This is a genomic window from Pseudomonas idahonensis, assembly GCF_037903935.1.
In the GTDB taxonomy this organism is placed as follows: domain Bacteria; phylum Pseudomonadota; class Gammaproteobacteria; order Pseudomonadales; family Pseudomonadaceae; genus Aquipseudomonas; species Aquipseudomonas danubii.
On the sequence record NZ_CP149586.1, the window covers coordinates 4,775,319 to 4,790,869 of the forward strand.

General features: G+C 62.5%; 15 protein-coding genes. 10 read left to right on the top strand and 5 right to left on the bottom strand.

Features of this window, described 5'->3' with window-relative positions; genetic code table 11:
* The first annotated feature begins 98 nt into the window (after window positions 1–98).
* On the top strand, window positions 99–647 hold the full coding sequence (locus WIN67_RS21330) for an RNA polymerase factor sigma-70 (RefSeq protein WP_011062465.1): 549 nt from the start codon (window positions 99–101) through the stop codon (window positions 645–647).
* Window positions 648–687: 40 nt separating this feature from the next.
* Here the strand turns inward: WIN67_RS21330 and WIN67_RS21335 are convergent, their stop codons facing one another.
* The 3 genes from WIN67_RS21335 to WIN67_RS21345 form a co-directional block, all read right to left on the bottom strand.
* Entirely contained in the window at window positions 688–1,041 is a 354-nt protein-coding gene (locus tag WIN67_RS21335) for a pyoverdine biosynthesis protein (protein WP_110594528.1), read from the bottom strand.
* A 95-nt stretch (window positions 1,042–1,136) separates the two neighbouring features.
* Window positions 1,137–1,931 carry a substrate-binding periplasmic protein gene (locus WIN67_RS21340; RefSeq protein WP_102880405.1) on the bottom strand — a complete coding sequence of 265 codons (795 nt, stop codon included), beginning with the start codon at window positions 1,929–1,931 and terminating at the stop codon, window positions 1,137–1,139.
* 96 nt (window positions 1,932–2,027) lie between these two features.
* Entirely contained in the window at window positions 2,028–2,651 is a 624-nt protein-coding gene (locus WIN67_RS21345; protein WP_102880406.1) for a TetR/AcrR family transcriptional regulator, read from the bottom strand.
* 178 nt (window positions 2,652–2,829) lie between these two features.
* Here WIN67_RS21345 and WIN67_RS21350 point away from each other — a divergent pair, with 178 nt between their 5' ends.
* The 8 genes from WIN67_RS21350 to WIN67_RS21385 all read left to right on the top strand — a co-directional run bounded on the left by WIN67_RS21350 (window position 2,830) and on the right by WIN67_RS21385 (window position 12,117).
* Entirely contained in the window at window positions 2,830–4,620 is a 1,791-nt protein-coding gene (locus WIN67_RS21350) for an acyclic terpene utilization AtuA family protein (RefSeq protein ID WP_339070025.1), read from the top strand.
* Window positions 4,621–4,630: 10 nt separating this feature from the next.
* Complete coding sequence (locus tag WIN67_RS21355) at window positions 4,631–5,500, top strand: SDR family oxidoreductase (RefSeq protein ID WP_102880407.1); 870 nt, start codon at window positions 4,631–4,633, stop codon at window positions 5,498–5,500.
* 3 nt (window positions 5,501–5,503) lie between these two features.
* Entirely contained in the window at window positions 5,504–7,120 is a 1,617-nt protein-coding gene (atuC, locus tag WIN67_RS21360; RefSeq protein WP_102880408.1) for a geranyl-CoA carboxylase subunit beta, read from the top strand.
* Between the two features lie 41 nt (window positions 7,121–7,161).
* Window positions 7,162–8,319 carry a citronellyl-CoA dehydrogenase gene (gene atuD / locus WIN67_RS21365; protein ID WP_110594536.1) on the top strand — a complete coding sequence of 386 codons (1,158 nt, stop codon included), beginning with the start codon at window positions 7,162–7,164 and terminating at the stop codon, window positions 8,317–8,319.
* The gene (locus WIN67_RS21370; protein WP_102880410.1) at window positions 8,316–9,113 is read left to right on the top strand and encodes an enoyl-CoA hydratase/isomerase family protein; all 798 of its coding nucleotides are present in this window, start codon (window positions 8,316–8,318) and stop codon (window positions 9,111–9,113) included. The genes atuD and WIN67_RS21370 overlap by 4 nt, the downstream gene beginning before the upstream one ends.
* Window positions 9,114–9,170: 57 nt before the next feature.
* Window positions 9,171–11,156 (top strand): acetyl/propionyl/methylcrotonyl-CoA carboxylase subunit alpha, encoded by a 1,986-nt coding sequence (locus tag WIN67_RS21375; RefSeq protein ID WP_339070026.1) that lies wholly within the window; start codon window positions 9,171–9,173, stop codon window positions 11,154–11,156.
* 62 nt (window positions 11,157–11,218) lie between these two features.
* Complete coding sequence (locus tag WIN67_RS21380) at window positions 11,219–11,758, top strand: exonuclease domain-containing protein (protein ID WP_306399780.1); 540 nt, start codon at window positions 11,219–11,221, stop codon at window positions 11,756–11,758.
* A gap of 74 nt (window positions 11,759–11,832) precedes the next feature.
* On the top strand, window positions 11,833–12,117 hold the full coding sequence (locus tag WIN67_RS21385; protein ID WP_102860939.1) for a pyrimidine/purine nucleoside phosphorylase: 285 nt from the start codon (window positions 11,833–11,835) through the stop codon (window positions 12,115–12,117).
* A gap of 81 nt (window positions 12,118–12,198) precedes the next feature.
* On the opposite strand, the gene WIN67_RS21390 is transcribed toward WIN67_RS21385, so the two are convergent.
* Both WIN67_RS21390 and WIN67_RS21395 read right to left on the bottom strand, forming a co-directional pair.
* Complete coding sequence (locus tag WIN67_RS21390) at window positions 12,199–13,002, bottom strand: MOSC domain-containing protein (protein ID WP_102880413.1); 804 nt, start codon at window positions 13,000–13,002, stop codon at window positions 12,199–12,201.
* Window positions 13,003–13,096: 94 nt separating this feature from the next.
* Window positions 13,097–14,032: a chemotaxis protein CheV gene (locus WIN67_RS21395; RefSeq protein ID WP_102860937.1), complete on the bottom strand. Its 936-nt coding sequence runs from the start codon at window positions 14,030–14,032 to the stop codon at window positions 13,097–13,099.
* Window positions 14,033–14,595: 563 nt separating this feature from the next.
* Between WIN67_RS21395 and WIN67_RS21400 the strand changes: the two genes are divergently transcribed.
* Window positions 14,596–15,033, top strand: coding sequence for a hypothetical protein (locus WIN67_RS21400; protein WP_102860936.1), 438 nt, complete (start codon window positions 14,596–14,598; stop codon window positions 15,031–15,033).
* The last annotated feature ends 518 nt before the right edge of the window (window positions 15,034–15,551 follow it).

Below are 15,551 nucleotides of genomic sequence, written 5' to 3' on the forward strand. Positions count from 1 at the left end.
GACAATCATTATCATTCAGCCTAATTTGTCGCTCGATGTGTAGGACAGGTCGGATTTTTCTGACGTCCCACTTACCTCTTTGCAACAAGGTGATTTCCATGACGGAACAAGTATCCACAAGCAGGTGCGATTCACCGTTACTCCAGGCTTTTGTCGACAACCGTCTGATCCTGGTCAAGATCGCAGCCCGTATTACCGGCTGCCGATCCCGGGCTGAAGATGTGGTCCAGGATGCCTTTTTCCGCCTGCAGTCGGCGCCGCAAATCACCTCCTCGTTCAAGGCCCAGCTCAGCTACCTGTTCCAGATCGTGCGCAACCTGGCCATCGATCACTACCGCAAGCAGGCCTTGGAGCAGAAGTATTCAGGCACTGAAGAGGAAGGCTTGAATGTGGTCATTCATGGCGCTTCACCTGAAACCTCCCACATGAACTTTTCCACCCTGGAAAACATCGCCGAAGCCCTGACCGAACTGCCCAGCCGCACGCGCTACGCCTTCGAGATGTACCGCCTGCATGGCGTTCCGCAAAAGGACATCGCCAAGGAACTGGGGGTCTCGCCGACCCTGGTGAACTTCATGATTCGCGATGCCCTGGTGCATTGCCGCAAAGTCTCGGGCAACCGACCCGACACCTTCGCCCGCCGCTGACCTGCGACCGGCACCCTGCAGCACCTGGCTTGAACCGTGTTCACACCTCAAGCAGGCCACTCTGGCCAAGCACCAGCAATGCCGCACGTTTGTGCAACAGATCGAACTCCTGCTGGCAGTACCGACAACGGTTATGCCCGGCACAGGCGGGGGCGTGGGCGAATGCCGGGGGCGCTTGCGTGCCCGGCGGGTCCAGGTACAGCGCGTGCACCTGCGCCGACAACCAGAATGCCAGCCGGTCCTGCCGGGCCGCTTCGACGGACTGGGCATCGGTGGGCGCCGCCCCTCGGGCACAGATCCATTCGAACAGCCGCTGCCGGCCGGCAACCTCGTCGATCACCGGCGCCCTGCCTGCGGACACAGCCTCGACACTCAGCGGATTCACAAGGGACATGGCAAGGCTCACCGTCAATGGGCATTCAACCAAGTGACGTGGGCCGCCGGGAGAAATTTAGGCGCGCTCCCCGCAGAAGCGGGAAAAACCGGGCCTCAGGCGTGGGGCACGGGCATCACGACGATGCGGTAGGGATCGAAGATTTTGCGCATCTGGCCGTTGTCCCGCAGTTTTTGCAGGAACCCGGCAAAGTCTTCGGCGCTGATGGGCGCCTTGGGCCGGATCAGGGTGTAGTGGTGGTAGACCTGATCGATGCGCTGGGACACCAGCAATTGGCCGCTGCTCTGGGCATTGCGGGCCAGGAAGTCGCTGAGGTAGGAACGGGTCACCAGGGCCATGTCCGCCCTGCCTCGCAGCACCATCAGCAGGTTGCTGTCATGGGAATAGGTGAGCGTGGCGTTGTAGCTGTCGGCCAGGTACTTGGGGTCGGCATTGAACTGGGCGAAGGCGTAGTGATAGCCGCTGAACAGTGCCAGGCGCTTGCCCTTGAGCTCGGCAAAATACTCCTGGCCGCGACCGGGCTCGCGCTGCGCAACGAAAATCTCCGCATCTTCCAGGCCCATGTCGACACTGGTATGGGCAATCTTCTCCCAGCCCCAGGCCGGATTCTCGAAGATCGCCAGGTCCACCCGACCTTGTTCGAAGTCTCGGAAGCGCCGGGGAATCGACGTGGGAACCAGGACGAACTGGTAGTCGTTCTGGGACTGGTTGAGCGCTTCCACCAACTGCGGCAGCAAACCGGTATCGGCACCGGTTTCAGGACGGACGGTATAGGGCGGAAAATGCGCCGCCGCGACCCGCACCAGCTGCGCCGAGAAGGCCGGACAGACCCAAAGTGTTGCCAGCGCCAGCAAGAGCATTCGCAAGGCTGACCGCAGCGGCAAGGACATCAAGGCAACACACCTCGGAGAAAAGAAAAGGAATGCCGTAAAGCTAGGCGTTTTCAGGCGCTTCGACAATCTCGCGGCAGAGAATAAATCAGCGCCTCAATGATCCTTGAGCACCAACAGCAAGGCTTCCTGGGCCAATTGCTCCAGCGTCATGCTGCCCTGGGCGCGGAACCAGGTAGTGGTCCAGGACAAGGCGCCGGTGAGGAAGCGCCGGGTAATGAACACATCGCCCTTGATGAATCCGGCGTCCTTGGCCTCGCCCAGCACCTGCAGCCAGATCTGTTCGTAGATGTCCCGCAATGCCAGGACAGCAGCCTGGCCTTCCGGAGACAGCGAACGCCACTCATAGACCAGCACCGCCATGGCTTCGCCGCTGCCGCCCATGATCGATTGCAGTTCGCAGCGGATCAGCGCCAGCACTCGCTCGCGCACGCTGCCGGCCTCGGCCAGTTCGGCGCGCATCAAGGCGGTGTTGTAGTGAATGGTTTCCTGCATCACCGCGCGCAGGATGTCGTCCTTGCTCTTGAAGTGGTGGAAGATGCTGCCGGATTGAATGCCCACCGCGCCGGCCAGATCGCGCACCGTGGTGCGTTCGTAACCCTTGTTGCGAAACAGGTGCGCGGCAGTCTGCAACAGCTTGCCCCGGGCGCTCTCGGGATCGGTCACTTGTCCGCTGGCGATCAGCTCGCGTACTACCTGCAAGGCTTTTTGCTCATCCACCGGTGTTCTCCTACCGTCACTTCGTCAAAAGCTCAGCCGGAAACCGGCTGTAGCGCGCGCAATTTAAGCCCCTCACTGCTACCAAGCAAGCGCTTGGGTCGAAGAATCCACTCGCCCATTTACAAACCAAGCGCTTGCTTGGTAGCCTCCTCGCAGTTCTTTTCTCGAGAGCCCTGCCATGACCAAGACCGTACGAATCGGCTGCGCCAGTGCCTTCTGGGGCGATACCAGCAGCGCCGCCGCGCAACTGGTGGAAGGTGGACGCCTGGATTACCTGGTGTTCGATTACCTGGCGGAGATCACCCTGTCGATCATGGCCGGGGCCCGCATGAAAGACCCGGACACGGGTTACGCCACGGATTTTGTCGAGGTGCTCAAGCCGCTGCTGGCGTCGATCCACGAACAGCAGATCCGCGTGATCAGCAATGCCGGCGGGGTCAATCCCCACGCCTGCGCCAGTGCCTTGCGCAGCGCCTGCGAGCAGGCCGGGGTGCCACTGAAGATCGCCGTGCTGCTGGGGGACGACCTGCAACCGCAGTTCAAGCAACTGGCCGGCGCCGGAATCAAGGAAATGTTCAGTGACGCCCCCTTGCCACCGATGTGCGTCTCCACCAATGCCTACCTCGGCGCCCCGGGCATCGTCGAGGCCCTGCGCCTGGGAGCGGATATCGTGATCACCGGTCGCGGCGTCGACAGCGCGGTGGTCAGCGGCGCCCTGGTCCACGAATTCGCCTGGTCCTGGCGGGACTACGACCGCCTGGCCCAGGCGGCCCTCGCCGGACACATCATCGAGTGTGGCGCCCAGTGCAGTGGCGGCAACTTCACCGATTGGCGCGAGGTGCCGGACTACGAGCACATCGGCTTTCCCATCGTCGAGGTCGACGCCGACGGCGGGTTCGTGGTCAGCAAGGCTCCGGGGACCGGTGGGCTCATCAGTCCGCTGACGGTCGGTGAGCAGTTGCTGTACGAAATCGGCAATCCACGGGCTTATCTGCTTCCCGATGTGGTGTGCGATTTCTCCCAGGTGCAGGTGCAGCAGTCGGCACCGAATGAAGTCCGGGTCCAGGGCGCCAGGGGTCTGCCCCCGAGCCACCAGTACAAGGTCAGCGCCACCTACCCGGACGGCTTCCGTTGCACCGCCAGTTGCCTGATGGCCGGGATCGACGCGGTGGCCAAGGCACGCCGGGTCAGCCAGGCGATCATCGACAAGACCCGCGAAATGTTCAGCCAGCGCGGCTGGCCGGACTACAGCGAAGTCAACATCGAACTGTTGGGCAGCGAAGCCACCTACGGCCCCCATGGCCGTCGCCAGGACAGCCGCGAAGTGGTGATCAAGCTGGCGGTGCGCCATCCGCACAAGGCGGCGCTGGTGCTGTTCTCCAGGGAGATTGCCCAGGCCGCCACCGGCATGGCTCCAGGGCTGACCGGCATCGTCGGTGGACGACCCACGGTGTATCCGGTGATCCGGCTGTTTTCTTTCCTGCTGGACAAGAACGCCTGCCACCTGGAAATCGACCTCGCCGGCCAGCGTCATCCTTGCGCCCTGCCCGAAGTCGACCGCCTGGACGCCAGCGCCCTGCCCGCCCCGCATTCACTGCCCAAGCCCCAAGGCCGTCCCGATGCCAGCGTGCCTCTGGTCAAGTTGGCGGTGGCGCGCTCAGGCGACAAGGGCAACCACAGCAACATCGGTGTGCTGGCGCGCCATCCCGACTACCTGCCATGGATCGCCGAAGCCCTGACCCCCGAAGTGCTGGTGGACTGGATGGGGCATGTGCTGGACCCGGTCCACGGCCGAGTCCAGCGCTGGTACCTGCCGGGCATTCATGGCCTCAACTTCCTGCTGGAAAACGCCCTGGGCGGCGGCGGTGTCGCCAGCCTGCGCATCGACCCGCAAGGCAAGGCCTTCGCCCAGCAGTTGCTGGAAATCCAGATCCCGGTGCCGCAGAGCATTGCCGATGCCGTCAATTAAAGGAGCTGCCGTGGTGTACGACTCGATTTTCAAAGCGCAACTGTTTGCCGGCCAGACCATCATCGTCACCGGCGGTGGCAGCGGCATTGGTCGTTGCACGGCCCATGAGCTGGCGGCCCTGGGTGCCCAGGTGCTGCTGGTGGGGCGCAAGGCGGAGAAACTGCAGAAGGTTGCCGGGGAGATTGCCGAGGACGGTGGCCAGGCCCACTGGCAGGCCTGCGACATTCGCGACGAGGAAGCGGTCAAGGCCCTGGTAGGGCAGTTGGTCGAGCGCTTTGGTCCGATCCACGGCCTGGTCAACAATGCCGGCGGCCAATATCCGGCTCCCCTGGCTTCGATCAACCAGAAAGGTTTCGAAACCGTGCTGCGCACCAATCTGGTAGGCGGCTTCCTGATGGCCCGGGAAGTGTTCAACCAATCCATGAGCCGCCACGGCGGCAGCATCGTCAACATGCTCGCCGACATGTGGGGCGGCATGCCCGGCATGGGCCACTCCGGCGCGGCCCGCTCGGGGATGGACAACTTCACCAAGACCGCCGCCTACGAATGGGGCCACGCCGGGGTCCGGGTCAACGCCGTGGCACCGGGCTGGATCGCCTCCAGTGGCATGGACACCTACGAAGGCGCGTTCAAGGCAATCATTCCCACCCTGCGCGAGCACGTGCCGCTCAAACGCATCGGTACGGAATCGGAAGTCAGCGCGGCCATCGTCTTTCTGCTTAGCCCCGGTGCGGCCTTTGTCAGTGGCAGCACCTTGCGCATCGACGGCGCCGCCAGCCTCGGCAGCCGCGCCTGGCCGTTGGCCAAGGCGCGCAACAGTGAGTCGTACAACGGTTTTCATCGGGCCTACCTGCCCGATGTGCTCAAAGGCGAGGACTGAGCCATGCCGGTGATCCAATCCCAGCTCGATCCCCACAGCCCGCAGTTCGCGCAGAACCGCGAGGCGATGCTGGCGGGCTTGCAACAGTTGCAGGCCCTGCAGCAAAACCTGCTGAACAAGGCGGCCGAGGCCAAGGCCAAATTCGACAAGCGCGGCCAGCTGCTGCCCCGGGAACGCCTCAACCTGCTGCTGGACCCCGGCGCGCCCTTTCTTGAACTGGCCAGCCTCGCCGGCTACAAGCTGCACGATGACAAGGACGGCAGCCAGGCCGGCGGCGGCCTGATCGCCGGCATCGGCTACGTGTGCGGGGTGCGCATGCTGGTGGTGGCCAACAACAGCGCGATCAAGGGCGGGACCATTTCCCCCAGCGGCCTGAAGAAGTCCCTGCGCCTGCAACAGATCGCCATGGAGAACAAGCTGCCGGTGGTAACCCTGGCGGAAAGCGGGGGCGCCAACCTCAACTACGCGGCGGAGATCTTCGTCGAGGGCGCGCGCAGTTTCGCCAATCAGGCGCGGATGTCGGCCATGGGCCTGCCACAGATCACCGTGGTCCACGGCTCGGCCACCGCCGGTGGCGCCTACCAGCCCGGGCTCTCGGATTACGTGGTGGTGGTACGCGGCAAGGCCAAGCTGTTTCTCGCCGGGCCACCACTGCTCAAGGCCGCCACCGGCGAGGTGGCCACCGATGAACAACTGGGCGGCGCTGAGATGCACGCCCAGGTCGCCGGCACCGCCGAGTACTTGGCGCAGAACGACGCCGACGGCATCCGCATCGTCCGCGAGATCGTCAGCCTGTTGCCATGGAACGCTCAACTGCCGGTACAGCCCGCCAGAACCTGGAGCGAGCCGCTGTATCCCATCGACGAACTGCTCGGACTGATTCCCTCTGATCCGAAAAAGCCCTATGACGCCCGGGAAATCATCGCCCGCCTGGCGGACGGCTCGCAGTTCCTGGAATTCAAGGGCGAGTTCGATGCCCAGACCCTGTGCGGCCACCTGCAGATCCAGGGCCGGCCCTGCGGTTTTATCGGCAACAACGGCCCGATCACGCCCCAGGGCGCGAGCAAGGCGGCGCAGTTTATCCAGCTCTGCGATCAGAGCCGCACCCCGCTGCTGTTTTTCCACAACACCACCGGCTTCATGGTGGGCACCGAATCTGAGCAGCAAGGGGTGATCAAGCATGGGGCGAAGATGATCCAGGCGGTGGCCAATGCCCGGGTGCCGAAGCTGACCATCGTCGTCGGCGGTTCCTACGGCGCCGGCAACTATGCGATGTGTGGCCGTGGCCTGGACCCGCGCTTCATCTTCGCCTGGCCCAACAGCCGTACCGCGGTGATGGGCGGCGCCCAGGCCGGCAAGGTGCTGCGCATCGTCACCGAGGCCAAGCATGCGAAGAACGGCCAGGAAGCCGACCCGAAGATGCTCGACATGCTGGAGCAGGTCACCGCGCAGAAGCTCGACAGCCAGTCCACGGCCTTGTACGGCAGCGCCAACCTGTGGGACGACGGCCTGATCGACCCCCGGGATACCCGCACGCTGCTGGGCTACCTGCTGGACATCTGCCATGAGGCCGAGGCCCGGGTCTTGCAGCCCAACAGTTTCGGCGTGGCGCGGTTTTGATAGGGCATTTCGCGGTCTGACCCCACTTGAGGAGAGCAACAATGATCTTCACCCAGGAACACGAAGAACTGCGGCGCACGGTGCGCCAATTTGTCGACCGCGAAATCAACCCCCATGTGGAGGAATGGGAGAAAGCCGGGCGCTTTCCCATCCACGAGATTTTCCGCAAGGCCGGCGAGCTGGGGCTGCTGGGCATCTCCAAACCGGAAAAATTCGGCGGCATGGGCCTGGACTACAGCTATTCCATCGTCGCCGCCGAAGAGTTCGGCACCATCCATTGCGGCGGTATTCCCATGTCCATCGGCGTACAGACCGACATGTGCACCCCGGCCCTGGCGCGCTTCGGTTCCGATGAGCTGCGCGACGAGTTTCTGCGCCCGGCCATCACGGGCGAGCAGGTAGGCTGCATCGGCGTCTCCGAAGTCGGCGCCGGTTCCGATGTGGCGGGGCTCAAGACCCATGCGCGCAAGGACGGCGACGACTACGTGATCAACGGCAGCAAGATGTGGATCACCAACTCCCCCAGCGCCGACTTCATCTGTCTGCTGGCCAATACCTCGGACGACAAGCCGCACATCAACAAGTCGCTGATCATGGTGCCGATGAACACCCCGGGCATCAGCCTCAGTTCGCATCTGGACAAGCTCGGCATGCGCAGTTCGGAAACCGCCCAGGTGTTCTTCGACGATGTGCGGGTGCCCCAGCGCAATCGAATCGGTCATGAAGGCGCCGGTTTCATGATGCAGATGCTGCAGTTCCAGGAAGAGCGGCTGTTCGGTGCGGCGAACATGATCAAGGGCCTGGAGTACTGCGTCGACAGCACCATCGAGTACTGCAAGGAGCGCCGCACCTTCGGCAGCCCGCTGATCGACAATCAGGTGATCCACTTCCGCCTGGCCGAACTGTCCACCGAGATCGAGTGCCTGCGGGCCCTGGTCTACCAGGCCACCGAGCAATATGTGCGCGGCCAGGACGTGACTCGCCTGGCCTCCATGGCCAAGCTCAAGGCCGGGCGCCTGGGTCGCGAAGTCAGCGACAGCTGCCTGCAGTACTGGGGCGGCATGGGCTTCATGTGGGACAACCCGGTGGCCCGCGCCTATCGCGATGTGCGCCTGGTTTCCATTGGCGGTGGCGCCGACGAAATCATGCTGGGGATCATCTGCAAACTCATGGGCATCCTGCCGGGGAAAAAGAAATGAGCCCGCTCCCGACCTGCCAGACCCTGCTGCTGGAACCGCGCAATGGTGTGCTGTTCATCACCCTCAACCGCCCCGAGAGCCGCAACGCCATGAGCCTGCAGATGGTGGCGGAACTGCGCACCGTGCTCGCTGCCGTGCGAGATCGGCGGAGTATCCGCGCCTTGGTCCTGCGGGGCGCCGGTGGCCATTTCTGTGCCGGTGGCGACCTCAAGGACATGGCCGGCGCCCGCACCCGAGGCAGCGCTGCCTACCGTGAACTGAACCGGGCCTTCGGTGCGCTGCTGGAAGAAGCCCAGCAGACGCCCCAGGTGCTGGTCTGCGTGCTGCAAGGAGCGGTGCTGGGCGGCGGCTTCGGCCTGGCGTGTGTCAGCGATATCGCCATCGCCGAACACAGTGCGCAGTTCGGCATGCCGGAAACCGGCCTCGGCCTGCTGCCGGCGCAGATCGCCCCTTTCGTGGTGCAGCGCATCGGCCTGACCCAGGCCCGACGCTTGACCCTGACCGCCGCCCGCTTCGACGGCGCCGAGGCCCTGCACCTGGGCCTGGTGCATTTTGTCGAGGCTGATCCCCGGGCCCTGGAAGAACGCCTTGAACAGCAGTTGTCGCAGGTCCTGCGCTGCGCGCCCGGGGCCAACGCTGCGACTAAGGCCCTGCTCCTGGCCAGCGTCGACCAGCCTCTGGGGCCCCTGCTGGATCAGGCCGCCGAAGACTTCGCCCAGGCTGTCACCGGAGCGGAAGGCCTCGAAGGCACCCTGGCCTTTGTGCAGAAACGCAAACCGGCCTGGGCCAGCTGAGCCCTTGTAGGAGCCGGCTTGCCGGCGAACGCCCCCCACCGATTCCCGGGAGCCTGTATGCCCACCTTCAACAAGATCCTGATCGCCAACCGTGGCGAAATCGCCTGCCGCATCCAGCGCACCGCCCAGGCCCTGGGCTATCGCACCGTGGCCGTATTCAGCGACGCCGACGCCGAGGCCCTGCATGTGCACATGGCCGACGAAGCCATCCACATCGGCCCGTCCCAGGTGCAGCAGTCCTACCTCAACAGCGAGGCGATCCTCGACGCTGCCCGGCGCAGCGGTGCCGACGCCATTCATCCGGGCTACGGCTTCCTCTCGGAAAACCCCGAGTTCGCCGCGGCCTGTGCCGCCGCCGGTATCACCTTCATCGGCCCCAGTGCCGCCGCCATCGAACTGATGGGCAGCAAGCGCCGCTCGAAGATCGCCATGCTCGAAGCCGGCGTGCCTTGCATCCAGGGTTACCAGGGCGAGGAGCAGGACGACGCCACCTTGCAGCGCGAGGCCCAGCGCATCGGCTATCCGCTGATGATCAAGGCCAGCGCCGGCGGTGGCGGACGCGGCATGCGCCTGGTGCAGCAGCACGAAGATCTGCTGGAGCAGATCCGTACCGCGCGCTCGGAAGCCCTGCATGCCTTCGGCAGCGACGAGCTGATTCTGGAACAGGCGCTGATCGAGCCGCGGCACGTGGAAATGCAGGTCTTCGGCGACCAGCACGGTCACTTGATCTATCTGGGTGAACGGGACTGCTCGATTCAGCGCCGCCATCAGAAGGTCATCGAGGAGGCGCCCTGCCCGGTAATGACCGAGGAACTGCGTCGGGCCATGGGCGAAGCGGCGCTCAAGGCCGGGCGCGCGGTGAACTATGTCGGTGCCGGCACTGTGGAGTTCCTGCTGGACGCCCGCGGTCAGTTCTACTTCCTGGAAATGAACACCCGTCTGCAGGTGGAGCATCCCGTCACGGAATTGGTCACCGGCCTGGATCTGGTGGCCCTGCAGTTGCAAGTCGCTGCCGGCGAGCCCCTGCCCCTGACCCAGGAGCAGGTGCAGCTCAACGGCCATGCCATCGAAGTTCGCCTGTACGCCGAGGACCCGGCGCAGAACTTTCTGCCCCAGACCGGCCAGGTCCTGCGTTGGCAGCCGGCGCCGGGGATACGCACCGACCACGGCTTGCAGGAGGGCCAATGGGTCAGCCCCTTCTATGATCCGATGCTGGGCAAGCTGATCGCCCACGGTGCCACCCGCGAGGAAGCCCGGCGCAAGCTGTTGCGCGGGGTCGAGGACTGTGTGCTGCTGGGGCTTGAGAGCAATCGCCGGCTGCTGGCCAGTCTGCTCAGGCACCCGGTATTTGCCAGCGGTCGGTTCAGCACCGCGTTCATCGCCGAACATTTTGCCGAGGACCTAAGCCTGCAACCGCAGTGCCCCAGCCTTGAGGAACTGGCCATCGCCGCTGCGCTCTTCTATCACCACAGCGCCAGCGCACACCGCTCAAACCTGAGTGCCTGGCGCAATAACGCCAGTGTGCCCCTGGGCTACCGCATCGGTCTGGATGACCGTCAATGGTCGCTGGAGCTGAGCCCTTCGACATCAGGCCTGTTGCACGTACAGCAGGGGGATGACGTGTGGGCAATCAAGGTCATGGCCGCCGATGGCCGTCGGGCCACGCTGGAGGTCGCGGGCATTCGCCGGCACTACGCCTATCAGTTGCAAGACGGCGAACTCTGGCTGAGCAGCCGCCAGGGCAGCCTGCATCTGCAGGACCGCACCCATGCGCCGGTACAGAGTCAACTGAGCACCGATTCCGGCACCCTCAAGGCGCCCATGGACGGGGCCATAGTCGACGTGCTGGTCAGCGAGGGCATGAGTGTCAGCAAGGGCCAACTGCTGCTGGTGCTGGAGGCAATGAAGATGGAGCACCCGCTCAAGGCCGGGATCGACGGAGTGATCACCCGGGTCCAGGTCAACCTCGGGGATCAGGTGAAGAACCGGCAGATTCTGCTGGAGGTGGAGCAAGCCGGCCCCGCCGCGGAAATGGAGCACTAGGCGGATGCGTCAGCTTTGGCTACGCTCAAGCCTCATCAGGAGTTTGAAGGCTGGAATTAGCGATGCCCCACTGGCTGGTAATAGATCTGGAAGCCACGACGGATGAAGGGGGCTGGCCGGTAAGCGAGATGGAAATCATCGAAATCGGAGCCACCCTGGTCAATCGCCAGGGTCGGGAACAGGACCATTTCCAGCGTTTCGTCCGCCCCTTGCGACGCCCTCGGCTGACGCCGTTCTGTCGCGAACTGACCCATATCACCCAGGCCAATATCGACAGCGCTGCACCGTTGAGCGAGGTCTGGACCCTGTTCGAACGCTGGCTGGGCCAGCATCAGTCACGCCTGGAGGGCTGGGCCAGTTGGGGCGACTATGACCGCAAGCAACTGCAACTGGAGTGGCACAACCAGCAACTGCACAGCCTGTTGAATGACGTCCCCCACATGAACCTCAAGCAGCGCTTTGCCAAGGCCCGGCGTCTGGAGCGCCCCCTGGGCCTGAATGCAGCCTTGCAGCTGGCCGGCATGCAGTTCAACGGCCAGCAGCATCGAGCCCTGGAAGATGCACGCAATACAGCGCGCTTATTGCCGCTGATTCTTCCATGATGGCGGCAGGTGACGGCCTTTGAGGCCTTGTGCATACTGGCCGACCTTTTTGACCCTTTCTTGAGGAATCGCCCATGTTTAAAGTCAACGAGTACTTCGACGGCACCGTCAAGTCGATTGCCTTCGGCACGGCCGAAGGTCCAGCCACCATTGGCGTCATGGCCCCGGGCGAATACGAGTTCGGTACGGCGCAACGGGAAATCATGCACGTGGTGTCCGGCGCCCTGACCGTGCGCCTGCCCGACAGCGCCGACTGGGAAACCTTTCCTGCCGGCAGCCAGTTCAACGTACCGGCCAACAGCAAGTTCCAACTGAAAGTCGCTGTGGAAACCGCCTACCTGTGCGAATACCGCGGTTGATTCACCTGTCACGGCTGTCGCGCTGACAAAAAAATGCCCGTCTCCTAAAGAGACGGGCATTTTTCATGGAGCCAAGAAACGCTATTCGAGGACAGTCACTGGCATCCCCACCTGCAAGCGACCATTGCCGTCGTTGACCAGATTCTGCCCGAACATCGCCCCGTCAGCCTGGGCGCGATATTTCTGCAAAGTGGCCAGGGGTTCGCGGTCGGCGCTGCGTTCGCCAGTCTGTGGGTCAATGGTGGTCAGGATGCAGCGCGAGCACGGCTTGACCACACGAAACTCGACATCGCCAATCCGTATGCGCCGCCATTGGTCCTCGGCAAAGGGCTCGCTGCCTTCGATCACCAGGTTGGGTCGAAAACGCAGCATCTCCAGAGGCCGCCCGACGCGACCGGCCAGGTCCTCCAGGGACGCCTGGCCAATCAACAAGAGTGGAAAACCATCGGCGAACGCCACTTGATCATCGTCCCTGCCGTAACCGGCTGCGGTGCTCCGCGCCCGTTCCGCAGGTACCTGCACCAGGCGGGTGGGCTTGCCGATGAACTCACTGACCCAGGCGCCCGCTTCGTCACCGGCATCAGGCACCCGCAGGCTGTCATGCCAGATGGTCACGCCGCGCAGTGCGGCATCGGCCGCTGGCAGGGGCACATCAAGGGTGGAAAACCCGGGAGCGCTGAGGGTCAGGCCACCCTGGTCATTGCACAGCGCCGAGAGCTGACTCATGCGGCCCACGGCACGCTGGGTGAGGAAGCGCCCGCTGGCCTCGTCCACCAGCATCCAGCGGCGATCCCCCTCCAGGCCGAGCTTGTCCAGGCCGATCTGTTGCAGGGTTTCGCCCTTTGCGGATTTCAACGGGTATCGATAAAGCGCGCTAAGACGCATGTCCAGCTCCCTGTGTGGGCAAAAAGCCTCACCCTATACCAGCGCTTCGACGAAACAAAGGTGCAAGGGAAAAGCAGCCGGACATCCTCATGAATCAGACGCTGACTTCATCCAGCATCAAACGCTGACGGACCACGTCCACCAGTTTGTCCGGCTGAAACTTGGAGAGGAAGTTGTCGCAACCGACCTTCTTCACCATCGATTCGTTGAAACTGCCGGACAAGGATGTGTGCAGGACCACATAGAGCCCACGCAGGCGCGGGTCGTTGCGGATCTCGGTAGTCAGGCGATAGCCGTCCATCTCCGGCATTTCCGCATCGGTGAATACCATCAACAACTTGTCGGTCATGTCGACCCCGGTGTCGGCCCAGGCCTTGAGCATGTTCAGAGCCTTGAGGCCATCGCTGGCGATGTGCATCTTCACCCCCAACTGGCCGAGGGTGTCGCGCAGTTGTGAAAGCGCCACGTTGGAGTCATCCACCAGCAGCACTTCACGGCCGCGAGCACGTTCGAGCACAGGATCTTCCAGCTTGTCCCGGGAAACCTTGGCGTTGTAGGGCACGATTTCCGCCAGGACCTTCTCGACGTCGATGATTTCCACCAGTTGCTCGTCAACCTTGCTGATGGCCGTCAGGTAATGCTGGCGCCCGGCGCTGGTGGGCGGCGGCATGATGGCTTCCCAGTTCATGTTGACGATGCGGTCCACGCCGCCCACCAGGAACGCCTGCACCGAACGGTTGTACTCGGTGACGATGATGGTGCTGTTGGGCCCCGGAACCAGCGGGCGCATGCCGATGGCCTGGGACAGGTCGATGACCGGCAAGGTCTGGCCACGCAGGTTGACCACACCGCAAACGAACGGGTGGCGCTGCGGCATCAGGGTCAGCTTGGGCAGTTGCAGGACTTCCTGGACCTTGAAGACGTTGATCGCGAACAGCTGCCGACCGGCCAGGCGGAACATGAGGATTTCCAGGCGATTCTCACCCACCAGCTGCGTGCGTTGATCTACCGTGTCGAGAATGCCGGCCATTAATGACTCCTGGGCTTGTTCTGATGAATTCACTAAAGACAGATATCGGCGGGATCCGCCGGATCTTGACTCGCATGCAAATTGCCACATGAAAGCCATTGATGTCACATTAACATCATGCTTTACTGAGCCGGTCAATTCATCAGCACGACTCTCCGACGGCGCGACCTTCTTCGCGGCGTGAAGTTCCCGCGCCTAAGGGTTTCCCCTAGCAACAATCAGGACCATCCTGATATTCGCAATATCCAATAGCCATTAATGTGACGCCATTCTCATTGCATGAACGGAGTCAGGCTTTTGTTTGTGATCGCAGAAAGGTGGCCCAGCACCCTTTCAAGCCTCAGTACCCACGCCCATCAAGCCCCAGCGCAAGTGCGCCGCATTGCTGTGGCCGGCATTCGGGTTGCTTGCAAAAGCGATGAACAACCACTCTCACAGCCGCTCGCGCCACCTGAAAAAAAATCAGATTTATCTGATATACAAACGCAAAAAACGCGTCATACCTTAAAACCGTTCAGCCAAGGCCCTATCCCGCCATCGGACTCGAAGTCATGGAGATAAGCATGCTAAAGGACGGCCATGAGTGCGCTCCCCCCCTGCCTGAGTTCCTGCTTGAAGCTCAGGCTCTACTGGCTAAATCGGAAGATTGCCTGAGCCATCTGCACTTGATCAGGAATGACGAAGAAGCGATCAACTGCCTGCTCGCCAGCCTGCTGTGCCTGGCCCAGACGGCAGCACGCCATTCCATCAGCCCGCTGGCCGAATTCGCCTTGCACATTCATGGCGTGTTGAAACGTACAGCACATCCAGTGGACCTCAACGATCCGATCCTCGACGCCTTGAAAAGCTGCCTGACCCTGATGGCCTGGCAACTGGAATTGATCGACCCGCACAACGGCCAACTCAATCTGGATGACAGCGAACAGGCCCTGCTGATCAACGAACTGACCGATCAAGTGGCGCAAAACTGTACCTGCGCTTATCCATCCTGCACCCATTGAAGTTGCACTTGTGCCGCTGGCTGGCAGATAAAACCCGCAGTTACAATAGCCAACCCGAAATATCAGTAGAACTTCAGGCTCAGGGTCAACTATCTGGTCGTTATTGAGTATTTCATACCCAAGAGCGACATTATCGATTCAACAACTCCAACTAGCGCCAGCCCCGGGACTTACTGTTCAGAGCCCTGTATGGGCCCGCAACATCGCCCACATCCCGCGCTTTCATTACCCCTCCCGAAGTCCATGGAGGAAATGGAACAAACGTGCAGCAGATCCATGTTCCTGACTTTCAGGACATATATAACTGTGCGTATAAACGCGACCAACGGTATCTTCGGTGGTATTATGTCGCCCATAAACGGCCACAGTAATGGCACTTTGATTCCAATGTCGACAGTCACTACTCGGCTTGTACAAGACAAACAGACAACGTTGATTGAAACCCAGTATTCAAATAACACCGTTTCTCAAACAAGCCTCGTCATCCACTTCTGACAGGGCTCTCGCAGCGAACATTC

Coding starts and splice junctions, on each gene's coding strand:
- WIN67_RS21370 (WP_102880410.1), top strand. CDS start 8,316: ATGAGCCCGCTCCCGACCTGCCAGACCCTGCTGCTGGAACCGCGCAAT.
- WIN67_RS21350 (WP_339070025.1), top strand. CDS start 2,830: ATGACCAAGACCGTACGAATCGGCTGCGCCAGTGCCTTCTGGGGCGAT.
- WIN67_RS21400 (WP_102860936.1), top strand. CDS start 14,596: ATGCTAAAGGACGGCCATGAGTGCGCTCCCCCCCTGCCTGAGTTCCTG.
- atuD (WP_110594536.1), top strand. CDS start 7,162: ATGATCTTCACCCAGGAACACGAAGAACTGCGGCGCACGGTGCGCCAA.
- WIN67_RS21330 (WP_011062465.1), top strand. CDS start 99: ATGACGGAACAAGTATCCACAAGCAGGTGCGATTCACCGTTACTCCAG.
- WIN67_RS21340 (WP_102880405.1), bottom strand. CDS start 1,931: ATGTCCTTGCCGCTGCGGTCAGCCTTGCGAATGCTCTTGCTGGCGCTG.
- WIN67_RS21335 (WP_110594528.1), bottom strand. CDS start 1,041: ATGTCCCTTGTGAATCCGCTGAGTGTCGAGGCTGTGTCCGCAGGCAGG.
- WIN67_RS21395 (WP_102860937.1), bottom strand. CDS start 14,032: ATGGCCGGCATTCTCGACACGGTAGATCAACGCACGCAGCTGGTGGGT.
- WIN67_RS21390 (WP_102880413.1), bottom strand. CDS start 13,002: ATGCGTCTTAGCGCGCTTTATCGATACCCGTTGAAATCCGCAAAGGGC.
- WIN67_RS21380 (WP_306399780.1), top strand. CDS start 11,219: ATGCCCCACTGGCTGGTAATAGATCTGGAAGCCACGACGGATGAAGGG.
- WIN67_RS21385 (WP_102860939.1), top strand. CDS start 11,833: ATGTTTAAAGTCAACGAGTACTTCGACGGCACCGTCAAGTCGATTGCC.
- WIN67_RS21375 (WP_339070026.1), top strand. CDS start 9,171: ATGCCCACCTTCAACAAGATCCTGATCGCCAACCGTGGCGAAATCGCC.
- atuC (WP_102880408.1), top strand. CDS start 5,504: ATGCCGGTGATCCAATCCCAGCTCGATCCCCACAGCCCGCAGTTCGCG.